The sequence below is a fragment of the Paracoccus sigandri genome, from assembly GCF_003709565.1.
GTDB classification, from domain to species: Bacteria; Pseudomonadota; Alphaproteobacteria; order Rhodobacterales; family Rhodobacteraceae; genus Paracoccus; species Paracoccus siganidrum.
Genome location: NZ_QNRC01000007.1, coordinates 150,071 through 164,170, shown reverse-complemented (window position 1 = coordinate 164,170; position 14,100 = coordinate 150,071). Strand labels below are relative to the sequence as shown.

Below are 14,100 nucleotides of genomic sequence, written 5' to 3'. Positions count from 1 at the left end.
GCGGCCGGCGGCGGGGCCTACTCGTCGCCCTCGGGCAGTTTCTGGACCAGCAGCTTGTCGATGCGGCGGCCGTCCAGATCGACCACCTCGATCCGCCAGCCCTGCATCTCGATATGGGTGCCGACGGCGGGCAGCATCCCGACCGCGTCGATCACCATCCCCGCGACCGAGGCGAAGTCGGGATCCGGGCGCAGGCTGATGCCGGTCACGTCGGCGAATTCGTCGGCGGGCATCCAGCCCGCGACCAACATGCTGCCATCCTCGCGCGTGACCAGCTTCGGTTCCTCGTCGTCCTCGTCCAGGAATTCGCCGGTGATCGCCTCCAGCACGTCCATCGGCGTGACGATCCCCTCGAAATGGCCGTATTCGTCATAGACCAGCGCCATATGGGCGGGGGTGTTGCGCATCTGCTCGATCACGTCCAGCGCGGGCATCCCGTCGCGCACCACCGGCGCCTCGATGATCTGCCCGCGGATGCCTTCGTCGCCGCTGGCCGGGACGCTGTCCAGGAAGTCGCGCCAGCTGAGCACGCCGATGATCTCGTCGTCGCTGCCGTCGCGCACCGGAAGCCGCGCGCGGCCGGTCTCGCGGAAGCGGCGGGCGACATCGGCGAAGGTGTCGTCGGCCTCGACCAGCTCGACCTCGTGGCGCGGCGTCATCAGCCCGCGCGCATTGCGGTCGGCGATGCGCATGACGCCGGCGATCATCTGCGTCTCGGCCTGTTCCATCACCCCGGCCACCTGCGCCTCGGTAATGATCATGCGGATCTCCTCGTCCGAGATCCCGCGCTCGTCGCTGCCGGTCTGGCCCAGCAGCGACAGCACCAGCCTGCCCGAGCGGTCCAGGAACCACACCACCGGCGCGGCGATGGTGGCGATGCCCGCGATCAGCGGCGCGACGCGGGCGGCCACGGTCTCGGGACGGCGCAGCGCGATCTGCTTGGGCACCAGCTCGCCCAGGATCAGCGACATGTAGGTGATGGTGACGACGACACCGCCCACCGCCAGCGTCTGGGCCATGCGGGCCGAAAGCCCGGCCTCGATCAGCACCGCGGTCAGCCGCACCCCCAGCGTCGCCCCGGAAAAGGCGCCCGACAGGATGCCGACCAGGGTGATGCCGATCTGCACGCTGGACAGGAAGCGCCCCGGCTCGGCCGCAAGGCGCAGGGCGGTGCCCGCGCCGCGGCTGCCCTGGTCGGCCATGACCCGCAGCCGGGCCGGGCGCGCCGAGACGATGGCCAGCTCCGACATCGCCAGAAGCCCGTTGAACAGGGTCAGGACAAGAACGATCGCAATTTCCAGCAGCATTGATGGGTGTCCGTAAGGTCACAAAGGGTTCGTTCGAACTTTTCCTTATGCGAATACGTTCGCAAGCAGAAAAGCGACGGCCTTGATCAGCGCCCAGATCACGCCCGACACGATGACAAGCGAGAGGAGGGAGATGACGATGCCGATCAGCACCCATAACCCGTCCCGTTCCAGGATTCCCAGCGCAATCACGCTGATGGCAAGGCCCGGCAGCATATTGCCAAGCGGAACCGGCAGGATCAGCACGATCGACAGCACCAGGCACAGCCCGCCGACCCAGCGCTGCACCGCGGGGCCGGTCATGACATGCAGGCGCGGCACCAGCAGTCGCTCGGCCCGCGCCAGATAGGGGGCGGTGCGGATCATCAGCCGGCCGAAATCGGCGCGCGAGATCGAGCGTTCGGCGATGAAGCGCGGCAGTTGCGGCGGCCGGCCCAGCATCATCTGCGCGGTCAGGTAGAGCAGCGGGATCGCCAGCAGGGCCGAGGTGCCGGGGATGTTCGGCACGATATTGGGCGCCGCGAAGATCAGGAGCATCGCCCCGAAGGCGCGCGCCTTCATCAGCTCCAGCATGTCCGCGACGGAAATCCGTTCCCGCGCCGGGTCCTCGGCGATCTCGACCAGCAGGGCGGAAAGCTTGCGGCGACGCTGGCTGCCATTGGCGGCCGGGTCGGGCGCATCGTCCTGGCCGGGGCCGTCGCTCATGCCGCCGGCCCGTGCGATCCGCCGCGCCCTGCGGGACGCCCGCAGCCGATCCCCGCCCGCTTGGGGCGGGCGGGGACGGGTCGCGGTTCGGTCGTCCCTTCCGGGCGCGGCATGGTCATGTCCTGTCCTGCAGCCTCGGCTGGGCGTCGCTGCGCTCATCTTCAGTCCTAGCGGTCTTCCACATCGAATAGATGACACCGACCGACAGGATCGCGAAGGTGATCCCCAGCGACCATGCCGGCGGGAACTTCTCCCAGCCCATGGCGTCGGCGACAAACAGCTTCGAGCCGATGAAGATCAGCAGGACCGACAGCGCGTATTTCAGATAGGCGAAGCGGTGCAGGATCGCGGCCAGCGCGAAATACAGCGCCCGAAGGCCCAGGATCGCGAAGATGTTCGAGGTATAGACGATATAGGGATCGGTGGTGATCGTGAACACCGCCGGCACCGAATCGACGGCGAAGACCACGTCGGCGAATTCGATCAGCACCAGCGCCAGCAGAAGCGGCGTGGCATGGCGGCGCAGCCTGCCGGTCTTGGGGTCGGGCTCGCGGACGAAGAAGGCATGGCCGTCGATCCGGTCGGTGACGCTCAGCCGGTTGCGCAGGAAGTTCAGCAGGCGGTTGTTCTTCAGGTCCGGCTGGTGATCCGAGGACGAGAACAGCATCTTGATGCCGGTGAAGATCAGGAAGACCGCGAACAGATACAGCACCCAGTGATAGTTCTGCACGATGGTCGCGCCCAGCCCGATCATGATGCCGCGCAGCACGATGGCGCCCAGGATCCCCCAGAACAGCACCCGGTGCTGGTATTGGCGGGGAATGGCGAAGAAGCTGAAGATCAGGGCGAAGACGAAGATATTGTCCATCGCCAGCGATTTCTCGACCACGAAGGCGGTCAGGTATTGCGCCGTCGCCTCGGCACCCATCTGCCACCAGATGAAGCCGGAAAAGGCCAGCCCCAGCACGATATACATGGCCGACAGTTTCAGGCTTTCGGCGACGCCGATCTCGTGATCGTCCTTGTTCAGCACGCCCAGGTCGAACAGCAGCAGCGCGATGACCAGCGCCAAAAACATCAGCCACATCCACAGCGGCTTGTGCAGGATAGGTAGAAGCAGGAATTCCATTATGTCGTGACCTCGCAAATCAGTTCCGTGCCGAGAGGTCAATGGAAGGACAACGTTCCGGGCATGACATCGAGCACTCTCGATGCGGTCCGACATCACGACGGGTCACGTCGCCAGAGGGGCCCGGGCCGCCTGCTTCACCTAGGGGCAGCCGAGGCGATTTCAAGAAGTCCGGGGGGAAAAATTCCGGAAAAACGGCAGAAAGGCCCGCGATCCGCGTCGCGGGCCTTCATCTGGAACGCCGTGCGGCGGCGTCAGCGGATCTGCCAGACCAGCGGCTGGGTCAGGTTCCTGGGCGCGCCGGGCGGGGGTGCCGGCACCGGCGAGGCGCGCTGCACCTGCTGCAGCGCCGCCTGATCCAGTTCCGGGAAGCCCGAGGACCGCGCCAGCGACACGCCCAGCACGTTGCCGCGATCGTCGATGGAGAAGTTCACGTGGACCGTGCCCTGTTCGCCCCGCGACCGCGCGCCCCGCGGCATGCGCTTGCCGCGCTCGATCCGGGCGGTGACGCGCGCCTGCCAGCGGGCAAGCTCGGAGGGCGAGGCCGTTGCCGCGCTTCTTCCGGCACCTGCCTGCGGGGCGGCGTTGCGCGTCGCCTGCGGGGCCTCGGCGGCGGCGCGGGTCTGCTGTTGCTGCGGCTGTTCCTGGCGCGGACGCTCCCGGCGGGGTTCCTCCCGCTGGACCTCGCGGCGCGGCTCTTCGCGGCGGATCTCGCGCTTGGGACGCGGCAGCGGGCGGGCGGCGGCGATGGGAACGGCGGCTTCCTCGACCTCGGCCAGCTCCTCCTGCGGTTCCTCCGGCTCCGGTTCGGGCTCGGGTTCCGGCTCGACGATCTCTTCGGGTTCAGGCTCCGGCTCGGGTTCCGGTTCAGGTTCGACGATTTCGTCGGGCTCCGGCTCGGGCTGTTCCTCGACCTCCTCGACGTTCTGTTCCTGCTGGCCCAGCTGCGTCTCGTCAACATTGGTGACTTCGGGCAGCGGCGCCAGTTCGATCATGATCGCCGGGGGCGGCCCGTCCGAGGCGGGCACGACCGGGGTTTCGCGCAGCACCAGCGCCACCGCCCCGGCATGGGCGGCAAAGGCCGCGACCGCAGCGCCGGCCCACAGCAGGGTGCGGCCAAGGCTGGGCGGGCGCGCCAGGTCATGCGCCCATGAATGGCCGCCTTCGCGCCCGCCGCTCATGGCGCCGTTCCCTCGGCGGGCTGCGGCGCCGGGGTCTCGCCATCGCCATCGGCGGCGGCGGCCGGCTGAGAGATGGTCTCCAGCCCGACCAGCGCGATCTTCAGATAGCCGGCGCCGCGCAGCAGGTTCATCACCTCCATGAACTCGCCGTAATCGACGCCCTTGTCGGCGCGCAGGAAGATCCGCGTCTCGCGGTCGCCGCCGGTCTGCTGCTCAAGCTGCGCGGCCAACGCTTCGCGCGCGACCGGATCGTCGCCAAGCGCCAGCGTCAGGTCGGATTTCAGCGTCAGATACATCGGCGTGTCGGGCCGCTCGGTCGGTTGCGCGGTCGAGGCGGGCAGATCGACATTCACATCCACCGTGGCCAGCGGCGCGGCCACCATGAAGATGATCAGCAGGACCAGCATCACGTCGATGAAGGGCGTGACGTTGATCTCGTGGTTCTCGGCCAGGTCGTCGCCGAGATTTTCCCTGATGCCTCCGGCCATGGGCGCTTACTCCGCAGCGTTGGCATGGGCGCGCAGGTCCTGCGCGGCGGAAAGGTCGCGGAAATCCAGGTCGCGGCTGATCAGCCGCTCGACCCCGGCCGCGACATCGCCCAGCATCTGGCGATAGCCGGTGATCGAGCGGGCGAAGACGTTGTAGATGACCACGGCCGGAATGGCGGCGACCAGGCCAAGCGCGGTGGCCAGCAGCGCCTCGGCGATGCCGGGGGCGACGACGGCCAGGTTGGTGGTCTGCGCCTCGGAAATGCCGATGAAGCTGTTCATGATGCCCCAGACGGTGCCGAACAGCCCGACGAAGGGCGCGGTCGAGCCGATCGTCGCCAGCACCCCGGTGCCCTTCGAGATGCGCCGTCCGGCGGCGGCCTCGATCCGGTTCAGGGCGGAGGACACGCGTTCCTTCAGCCCGTCGCCGCCGGCATGGCCGATGGCGGCATCCGACATCGCGGCCTCTTCCTGCGCGGCGCGCAGCATCAGCGCGGCGGGACCGCCCTTGCCGGCCGCGCCCTCGACCGCTTCGTTCAGGGTGCGCGACGAGCGGACCAGTTTCAGCACCCGGCGAGCGCGCGCCTTGGCGCCGCCGATCTCCAGCGTCTTGGCCAGCCAGACCGTCCATGTGACCAGCGAGGCGAAGGCCAGCCCCAGCATCACCGCCTTCACGACGATATCGGCGGCCATGAACATGCCCCAGGGCGAGAGGTCGTGGGGCAGGTCGTCGCGGCGCTCGGGCTGGGACAGCATATGGGTGATGGCGCCGGCCGGATCCTCGAAGATCGAGGGCGCGGGCGCGGCAACAGGCTCGGCGGCGGGGGCCGCGTCCGGCGCGGCTTCGGCTGCCGGAGCGGCGGCATCGCTGCCCACGGCGGCGGGCGTGGTGTCGGCGGGGCCATCGGTCGCCGCATCTTCCGTCGCGGCGGGGGCGGTGTCGCCAGTCGCGGTTGCGGGCGTTTCGGCGGCCGGGGCCTCCGGGCTGGCCGCATCGGCAGCCGGGGCTTCGGCGGCGGGCGTTTCAGCCGCGGGCGCCGGGGTTTCGGTCGCCGGAGCTTCGGCGGCGGGCGCCTGGGCCGTGGGAGCTTCGGTCGCAGGCGTTTCGGCAACGGGCGCGCCGGTCGCCGGCGCTTCTTCCGTGGCCGGGGCTGTCGCGGCGGGGGCCTCGGTCGTGGTCTCTTGTGCCTGCGCCGCCAGCGGCGGGGCCGCGGCGAAAAGCAGCGCCGCCAGCGGCAGGGCGGTCAGCGCGCGGGGCCTGGGCGACAGCGAACGGCCGGGTTTCCGATCAGCGGGACAAGTGAGCATGATGCGACATCTTTCTGTTTGTGTCGGCTCCATCTCGATCTTCGACCGGCGCCGCACGCGCCATCAGATGGAAGAGCGTTGTCTTTCAGGCTTGCGCCACGGATCACCGAAATCGTGGCACTGGCTAATCAGCGGGCCGGACATCTCTTTCTTGAGCGTTTTTGTCAACCCCTCGCGCCCCGGCGTCAAGAGGGCAGCAGACGGCGCGGGCGAGCGGGTCAGAGGCCGGTCGCGGAGGCTGCAGGCCCGGCCGGCGGCGGCCAGCCGCCGCGATAGGTAATCAACGCAACACGTTAACGCGGCCCGGCACGGCGGGGCGCCTGGTCCGGGTCGCGGCGCGCAGGCCGATTATCGTGGAAATCATGCGGCTTGGCGGAAAGGGACCCGGCCGCATTTTCATGCAGCCAGCCCCCGGAGCGGGCATCCGGGCGCGGCGCGGCACGCCTGAAATGCGGCAACGGGCCGCGCGACGAATCACCCAGGGATGCCCGTTTCAGCTGCAAAAGCAGCAGAAATGCGCGCCATGATTGCGGCCCCCCTCAGCGGATGTTCATCAGCAGCCCGGCGGCCAGCCGGGCGCGTTCGGCCAGGCTGTCGATCTCGATATGCTCGGTCAGCGTGTGCAACCCCTTGCCGCGCACGCCGATGGAATCCAGCGTCGGCACGCCCATCGCCCCGGTGAAATTCCCGTCCGAGCCGCCGCCGGCGCTGCCGCAGCCCAGCTGGAAGCCGATATCCGCCGCCAGCCCCTTTGCCAGGTCGTAAAGCTGCATCGTGCCCGGCCCCGGCTCCCATACCGGGCGGGTGACGCCGCGCGTGACCGTGAAGGCCACGCCGTCCGCCTCGCCCTGCAGGGCCTCCATCGCCGCCACGCCGCGATCCAGGTCGGCCTGGGTCTTGGCCATGCTCAGCACCTCGGCCCGGCATTCCGAGCTGACGCAGTTCACCCACTGCCCGGCATGGATCACGCCGACCGAGAAGGTGCAGTCCTCGGTGGTCATCGCCTCGATCTCCAGGATCTTGCGGGCCATCGCGGCGATGGCGGAGCGGCCGTCCTTCAGCGCCCATCCGGCATGGCTGGGCCGGCCCTCGGTCAGCAGCTCGAACCGCGCGATGGCATAGCGCCCGATCACCGCGCCGCCGTCGGCCGAGGCCGGCTCGGGCACCAGGACGGCGCGCTGGCCGCGGGCGGCATCCTCGATCAGCCCGCGCGTGGCGGGGGTGCCGACCTCTTCGTCGGGGGTGAACAGGAAGGTCACGGGCAGCGGCGTCTGCAACCCGGCGCGCAGGATCTGCCGCATCGCCTCCAGCATGACGTAATTGCCGCCCTTCATGTCCATGATGCCGGGGCCATAGGCCAGCCGGTCCTCGACCCGGAAGGGCAGCTTCTCCAGCGTGCCGACCGGATGGACCGTGTCCATATGCCCCGAAACCAGGATGCCCGGCCTGCCCCGGTCGGGATGGGGAAAGCTGGCGCGGAGGGAATCCCCGAAGCCGCCCGTGCCCGGAATCGTCTCGACCTCGGCGCCGGCATCCGCCAGGTCGCGGGCGGCCAGCGCCATCATCCGGCTGACCGCGCCGGCGTCCCAGGTCGGGCTTTCGCATTCGATCCAGGGGCGCAGCCCTTCCAGCATGGCATCGGAATCGAAGGGCAGGTTCAGCGGGTTCATGCGGCCTCCAGCGGCAGGCGGCGTTCGACAAGCCGGGCATAGATCGAGGCGCCCACCGGCAGGATTTCCGGGTCCAGCACGAAGCCCGGATTGTGCAGCGGCACCGTGCCCGCATGGCCCAGGTTGCCATAGGCGCCGGGCACGACTTGCAGCATGTCGGCGAAATCCTCGGAGCCGGTGAAGGGCTGCACGTCGTCGGTCACGCCATCAGTGCCGACCACATCGGCGGCGGCGGCCATCCATTCGTCCGACAGCGCCGCGTCGTTCAGCAGCACGTCGAAGATCTCGCGGAACTCCACGTCGATCTGGACGCCGAAACCTGTGGCGAAACCCGCGCAGATCTCGCGCATCCGGGTCTGCATCAGGTCGCGCGCCTCGGGCGTGAAGAAGCGGATGGTGCCGGCCAGAGCGGCGGTCTCGGGCACCACGTTATAGGCGCTGCCGGCATGGATCTGCGTCACCGACAGCACCCCCCGCTCCAGCGCGGGCAGGTTGCGGCCCAGGATGGTCTGGAACTGCCCGACCAGCGCCGCAGCCACCACCAGCGCGTCGCGCGACTGCTGCGGCATGGCGGCATGGCTGCCCTTGCCGGTCACGGTGATGTCGAAGAAGGACGCGCCCGCCATCGCCGGGCCCTTGCAGATCGTCGCCCGGTTCGGCCGGCCGTCGGGCTGGTTGTGCATCCCGTAGACCTCGTCGACCGGAAAGCGCTTGAACAGCCCCTCGGCGATCATGCCGCGCGCGCCGCCCAGCCCCTCCTCGGCGGGCTGGAAGATGAACACGGCGGTGCCGTCGAAATTGCGGCTTGCGGCCAGGTATTTCGCCGCGCCCAGCAGCATCGTCGTGTGCCCGTCATGGCCGCAGGCATGCATCCGCCCCGAATTCTGCGAGGCATAGTCCAGTCCCGAGGTCTCCTGGATCGGCAGCGCGTCCATGTCGGCGCGCAGGCCGACCCGGCGGTTGCCGGGCCCGCGCCCCTTCAGGATGCCGACCACGCCGGTCTTCGCCACGCCCTCATGCACCTCGTCGAAGCCCCATTCGCGCAGCTTGTCGGCGACGATCCCGGCGGTGCGCTGTTCCTGAAAGCCGATCTCGGGATGGGCGTGCAGGTCGCGGAAGATGGTTTCAAGCTGGGGCCGGGCGGCCTCGATTTCAGGCAGGATGGGCATCTTGGCTCTCACTCATCGATCGGAAGTTCTGGAAATCCCAGTCGCGGCCGGGGGCGGCCTCGATCAGGGCGCGGGTATAGGGATGGGCGGGATGGGCCAGCACCTCGCCGGCGGGGCCGTGCTCGACCACCTCGCCGCGCTGCATGACGATCACCTCGTCGCAGATCTGGGCGGCGACGCGCAGGTCGTGGGTGATGAAGACGATGGCGATGCCCAGGTCGCGCTGCAGCTGGTCCAGCAGTTCCAGCACCTGCGCCTGCACCGACACGTCCAGGGCCGAGACCGCCTCGTCCGCGACCAGCACGTCGGGGCGCATCATCACCGCCCGCGCAATGGCGATCCGCTGGCGCTGCCCGCCCGAGAACTGGTGCGGATAGCGGCGCAGCGAATCCTCGGGCAGGCCGACCACGCCCATCAGCCGCGCCGCCTCGGCCATCGCCTCGCGGCGCGGGGTGCCATAGTTCAGCGGCCCCTCGATCAGGCTCTGCGCGATGGTCCAGCGCGGGTTCAGCGACCGCATCGGGTCCTGGAACACCACCTGTAGCCGCTTGCGATGCGGCTTCAGCCCACCGCGCGACAGGGTGGCGATGTCGGTCCCGTCCAGCTCGATCCGCCCCGATGTCGGGTCGATCAGCCGCATGATGCAGCGCGCGACGGTGGATTTGCCGCTGCCGGATTCGCCCACGATCCCCAGCGTGCGCCCGCGGGTCAGGCTGAAGCTGACATCCTTCGCCGCATGGGCCTGCGGCAGCTTGCGGAAGATCCCGCCGCCGCCATATATCTTGTTTAGTTTCGACACTCGCAAAACAATATCTTGTGTCTCCGCCCGCGGATCGCGCGGCGCCAGGCTGGGCACCGAGGCCAGCAGCTTGCGCGTATAGTCGGCCTTCGGGTGGCGCAGGATCTGCTCGACCGGGCCATGTTCGACGATTTCGCCATGTTTCATGACGCAAACCGTGTCGGCGATCTCGGCCACGACGCCCATGTCATGGGTGATGAACAGCACGGCGGTGCCGTGCTTCTGCTGCAATTCGTCGATCAGCAGCAGGATCTGCTTCTGCGTGGTGACGTCCAGCGCCGTCGTGGGCTCGTCCGCGATCAGCAGCACGGGCTCCAGCACCAGCGCCATGGCGATCATGATCCGCTGGCGCTGCCCGCCCGACAGCTGGTGCGGATAGCTGCGGAAGATCCGCGGCACGTCGGGCAGATGCACCTGCTCCATGATGTCGATGGCGCGCCTGCGGCGCTCGGCCGCCGACAGCCTGGTGTGAAGCTCCATCACCTCCATGATCTGGTCGCCGACGCGCAGCACCGGGTTCAGCGCCGTCATCGGCTCCTGGAAGATCATCGCGACGCGGGCGGCGCGCAATTCGCGCATCTGGGCCTGCGACAGCGGCAGCAGGTTCTGGCCCTGCAGCAGGATCTTGCCCCCCGCGACCTTCAGCGCCTCGGGCAGAAGGCCCATCACCGCCAGCGAGGTCACGGATTTGCCCGAACCGGATTCGCCCACGAGGCAGACCGTCTCGCCCTGCCGGATGGTGACGTCGATGCCCTTCAACACCTGCGGCACGCCGGGCGTATCGGGCAGGTTCACGGTCAGGGCCTCGGCCGACAGCGCGACCGGGGCCGCATCGAAATTGCGTGTCTTGAACAGCATCGCCCTACCCCGCCCGTTTCTTCAGCCGCGGGTCCAGCATGTCGCGCGCCGCATCGCCCAGAAGGTTGATCGACAGGATGCACAGCGACAGCATCAGCCCCGGCCACAGGATCAGTTCCGGCTTCAGGCGGAAATACTGCCGTCCCTCGGCCATGATATTGCCCCAGGTGGGGGTCTCGGTGGACACCCCCGCGCCCAGGAAGGACAGGATCGCCTCGGTCAGGATCGCCGAGGCCAGGATATAGGTGCCCTGCACGATCAGCGGCGCCAGCGTGTTCGGGACCAGGTGCCGGACCAGGATCTTGGGCATGGATGACCCCAGCGCGATGGCGGCCTCGACATAGGGTTCCTCGCGCGCGGCCAGCACCACGGCGCGGACCAGCCGCACGACGCGGGGGATCTCGGGGATGGTGATCGCCGCGATGACCGAGCCGACCGAGGGCCCGTTCAGCGCCACCAGCGCGATGGCCAGCAGGATCGAGGGGATCGCCATCAGCGCGTCCATCATCCGCATGATGATCGCATCGGCGGTGCGGAAGAAGCCGGCGACCATGCCGATGACCAGCCCCAGCGCCACCGCCACGATGGCCGTGGCGATGCCGATCGCCAGCGACAGCCGCCCGCCGATCAGCACGCGGGACAGGATGTCGCGGCCATAATTGTCGGTGCCAAGCGGGTGGCCCTCGATCGGGCCTTGCAGCCGCATCAGGGGGTTCATCGTCAGCGGGTCGTGCGGTGCCAGCCAGTTGGCCAGCAGCGTCACGATCACGATGGCCAGAAGCACCACGGCGGCGATCTTCGGGCCGATGCCGAAATGCGGCAGCCGGATCACGCTGAGCACCGGCTGCATGGCCGAGCGGGGTTCGGGTGTCTGCGCCATCAGTAGCGGATCCTCGGATCGAAGAAGGTATAGGACAGGTCGATCACCAGGTTGACCAGCACGTAAAGGAAGCTGGTCAGCAGGATCATCGCCTGGATCACCGGATAGTCGCGCGCCAGGATCGCATCGACCGTCAGGCGGCCGATGCCGGGGATGTTGAAGACCGTTTCCGTCACCACCACACCGCCGATCAGCAGCGCGAAGCCGGTGCCGATGACGGTCAGGATCGGCACGGCGGCATTCTTCAGCGCGTGGCGGAACAGCACGGTGCGTTCCGGCGCGCCCTTGGCGCGGGCGGTGCGGATATAGTCCTCGCCCAGCACCTCCAGCATGTTGGCCCGCGTCATCCGCGCGATCAGCGCGACATAGATCGTGGTCAGGGTCAGCGCCGGCAGGAAGGCGTTATACAGGAACGGCCCGATCCCGCGCGAGATCGGCGTGAAGCCCTGCACCGGGAACCAGCCCAGCTTCAGCGAGAAGATCAGGATGAAGACATAGCCGATCACGAAGACCGGCACCGAGAAGCCCAGCACCGAAAAGGCCATGACCGTGTAATCGGCGCCGCTGCGATGCTTCCAGGCGGCGATCACCCCCATCGGCACGGCCAGCGCCACCGACATCAGGATGGTCAGCACGGCGATGGACAGGGTCGGCCCGATGCGGGCGCCGATCATGCTGGTGACCGGCGTGTTCGAGATCAGCGAGGTCCCCAGGTCGCCGCGCAAAAGCTGCCCGACCCAGGTGACGAACTGGACATGCAGCGGCTGGTTCAGGCCCATCGCCTCGCGGATGCGTTCCAGCTGGGCGGGGGTGGCCATGTCGCCGGCGATGATCGCGGCCGGATCGCCGGGCGTCAGGCGCAGCAGCGCGAAGACGAAGACCGCCACAAGCAGCATCACCGGGATCACGGCGAGGATGCGGCGCAGGATGTATCCGATCATCGGACCTCCTTCGGGATGGAATGGCTGGGCCGGGCGGGGGCGGCGCGGGGCCGCCCCCGTTCAGGGATCACTCGGCCTTCTGCATGTTCCAGAAGACCGGCACCGGCGAATCGATCATGTCGGTGATCGCGGTCCGCCGCGCCTGCGGCAGCGTATACTGCCCCAGCGGCACCAGCAGCACGTTTTCCAGCGTGTGGGCCTGGATCTTCTCGGCCACTTCCTTCTGCGCATCGGCATCGGCGGCGGCGATATATTCCTCTTTCAGCGCCTCGATGGTCTCGTCGGTGGGCCAGCCGAACCAGGCATCGTCGCCGCGCCCGTTCAGCATCGGGTTCGAGATCGGGTTCGAGATCTCGGGCACCATCCAGTTGGTGATGAAGATGTTCCAGCCGCCGTCGGCGGGCGCACCCTGGCTGGCGCGGCGGGTGACCAGCGTCTGCCAGTCCATCGGCTGCATGTCCACGGTGAAGCCCACCTCGCGCAGCGCCTGCGACACGACGACCGGCTGCGTGGCCAGCGCCACCATGTCGGTGGGCGCCATCAGCACGACGGGCGTGCCGTCATAGCCGGCTTCCTCCAGCAGCGCGCGGGCCTCGTCGGCGCCGCCGCCCTGCACCAGCGTCTCGGCCCCGGTCTCGCTGCCAAGCGGCGTGCCGCAGCCCAGCACGGCGCCGCAGATCTGGTAGAATTCCGGGTTGCCGATCATCGCCGCCAGCACCGGCTCTTGCGAGATCGCCTTCAGCGCCGCCTGGCGGATCTTCGGATCGTCGAAGGGCGGGTGCAGGAAGTTCGTGCGCACCATGGTCTGCATGCCCGTCGGCTCGCGCACCTCGACCGCGACATTCGGATCGCCCTCCAGCAGCGGCACCAGGTCGACCTGCATCTGCTCGATATAGTCGATCTCGCCACCCGACAGCGCGTTCACGGCGGTCTGGATGTCGGGCATGTTCACCCATTTCACCTGGTCCACGTTCACGACCTTGCCGCCCGCCATCCAGTCGGCGGGTTCGTCGCGCGGCACGTAATCGGGGTTCTTGGCATAGGTGACGCTGATGCCGGGCTGGAACTCCTCCTGCACGAAGATGAAGGGGCCCGAGCCGGTATAGTCGGTGATCGCCTCGTCGGCGGGGGTTTCGGCCACGCGCGCGGGCATGATGAAGGGCGGCAGCGCGGATTGCTTGGACAGCACGTCCAGCATCGGCGCGAAGGGCTCCTTCAGCACCCAGGTGATGGTCTTGTCGTCCGTCGCCTCCAGGCTTTCGGTGCGGTCCATCACCACCTGCCCGCCGGCATCGTTCTGCGCCCAACGCTGCAGCGAGGCGACCGCGTCCGCCGCCGTCACCGGTTCGCCGTCATGGAAGACCAGCCCGTCGCGCAGGGTGAAGGTATAGGTCTGCTGGTCCTCGGACACCTCCCAGTCGGCCATCTGCGGCTGCGGCTGGAAATCGCTGTCCTGCGCGATCAGCACGTCATAGATCATGTAGGCGTGGTTGCGGGTGATATGGGCGGTGGTCATGATCGGGTCCAGCACCCGCAGCCCGGAATGCATGACCGCGGTCACCGTCGTCTCGGCCCAGGCCGCGCCGGCCAGCATGGTCGAGGCAAGAAGCGTCGCCGTAAGTCTGTTGAACATGGTTTCCTCTCTGTCGGTAGGTCTCGCAGTCC

12 protein-coding genes are annotated in these 14,100 nt (G+C 68.5%); all 12 read right to left on the bottom strand.

Annotated elements, in window-relative coordinates; all coding sequences use genetic code 11:
* Positions 1–17: 17 nt before the first annotated feature.
* Positions 18–1,307 carry a hemolysin family protein gene (locus C9E82_RS08695; RefSeq protein ID WP_119898480.1) on the bottom strand — a complete coding sequence of 430 codons (1,290 nt, stop codon included), beginning with the start codon at positions 1,305–1,307 and terminating at the stop codon, positions 18–20.
* Positions 1,308–1,352: 45 nt separating this feature from the next.
* Positions 1,353–2,012 carry an exopolysaccharide biosynthesis protein gene (locus tag C9E82_RS08690; protein WP_119898481.1) on the bottom strand — a complete coding sequence of 220 codons (660 nt, stop codon included), beginning with the start codon at positions 2,010–2,012 and terminating at the stop codon, positions 1,353–1,355.
* Between the two features lie 115 nt (positions 2,013–2,127).
* A complete protein-coding gene (locus C9E82_RS08685; RefSeq protein ID WP_119898482.1) occupies positions 2,128–3,141 on the bottom strand; it encodes a TerC family protein in 1,014 nt (337 codons plus the stop codon).
* A gap of 254 nt (positions 3,142–3,395) precedes the next feature.
* A complete protein-coding gene (locus tag C9E82_RS08680; RefSeq protein ID WP_119898483.1) occupies positions 3,396–4,322 on the bottom strand; it encodes an energy transducer TonB in 927 nt (308 codons plus the stop codon).
* Positions 4,319–4,810: a TonB system transport protein ExbD gene (gene exbD, locus C9E82_RS08675; RefSeq protein WP_119898484.1), complete on the bottom strand. Its 492-nt coding sequence runs from the start codon at positions 4,808–4,810 to the stop codon at positions 4,319–4,321. The genes C9E82_RS08680 and exbD overlap by 4 nt, the downstream gene beginning before the upstream one ends.
* A gap of 6 nt (positions 4,811–4,816) precedes the next feature.
* Positions 4,817–6,118, bottom strand: coding sequence for a tonB-system energizer ExbB (gene exbB / locus C9E82_RS08670; protein ID WP_119898485.1), 1,302 nt, complete (start codon positions 6,116–6,118; stop codon positions 4,817–4,819).
* 539 nt (positions 6,119–6,657) lie between these two features.
* Positions 6,658–7,788, bottom strand: a complete 1,131-nt coding sequence (locus tag C9E82_RS08665; protein ID WP_119898486.1) for a M20/M25/M40 family metallo-hydrolase — start codon at positions 7,786–7,788, stop codon at positions 6,658–6,660.
* Entirely contained in the window at positions 7,785–8,957 is a 1,173-nt protein-coding gene (locus tag C9E82_RS08660; protein ID WP_119898487.1) for a M20 aminoacylase family protein, read from the bottom strand. The genes C9E82_RS08665 and C9E82_RS08660 overlap by 4 nt, the downstream gene beginning before the upstream one ends.
* Positions 8,941–10,614, bottom strand: a complete 1,674-nt coding sequence (locus tag C9E82_RS08655; RefSeq protein WP_119898488.1) for an ABC transporter ATP-binding protein — start codon at positions 10,612–10,614, stop codon at positions 8,941–8,943. The genes C9E82_RS08660 and C9E82_RS08655 overlap by 17 nt, the downstream gene beginning before the upstream one ends.
* Positions 10,615–10,618: 4 nt before the next feature.
* The gene (locus C9E82_RS08650) at positions 10,619–11,494 is read right to left on the bottom strand and encodes an ABC transporter permease (protein WP_119898489.1); all 876 of its coding nucleotides are present in this window, start codon (positions 11,492–11,494) and stop codon (positions 10,619–10,621) included.
* Positions 11,494–12,435 (bottom strand): ABC transporter permease, encoded by a 942-nt coding sequence (locus C9E82_RS08645; RefSeq protein WP_119898490.1) that lies wholly within the window; start codon positions 12,433–12,435, stop codon positions 11,494–11,496. The genes C9E82_RS08650 and C9E82_RS08645 overlap by 1 nt, the downstream gene beginning before the upstream one ends.
* A gap of 67 nt (positions 12,436–12,502) precedes the next feature.
* The gene (locus C9E82_RS08640; protein ID WP_119898491.1) at positions 12,503–14,068 is read right to left on the bottom strand and encodes an ABC transporter substrate-binding protein; all 1,566 of its coding nucleotides are present in this window, start codon (positions 14,066–14,068) and stop codon (positions 12,503–12,505) included.
* Between the last annotated feature and the right edge of the window lie 32 nt (positions 14,069–14,100).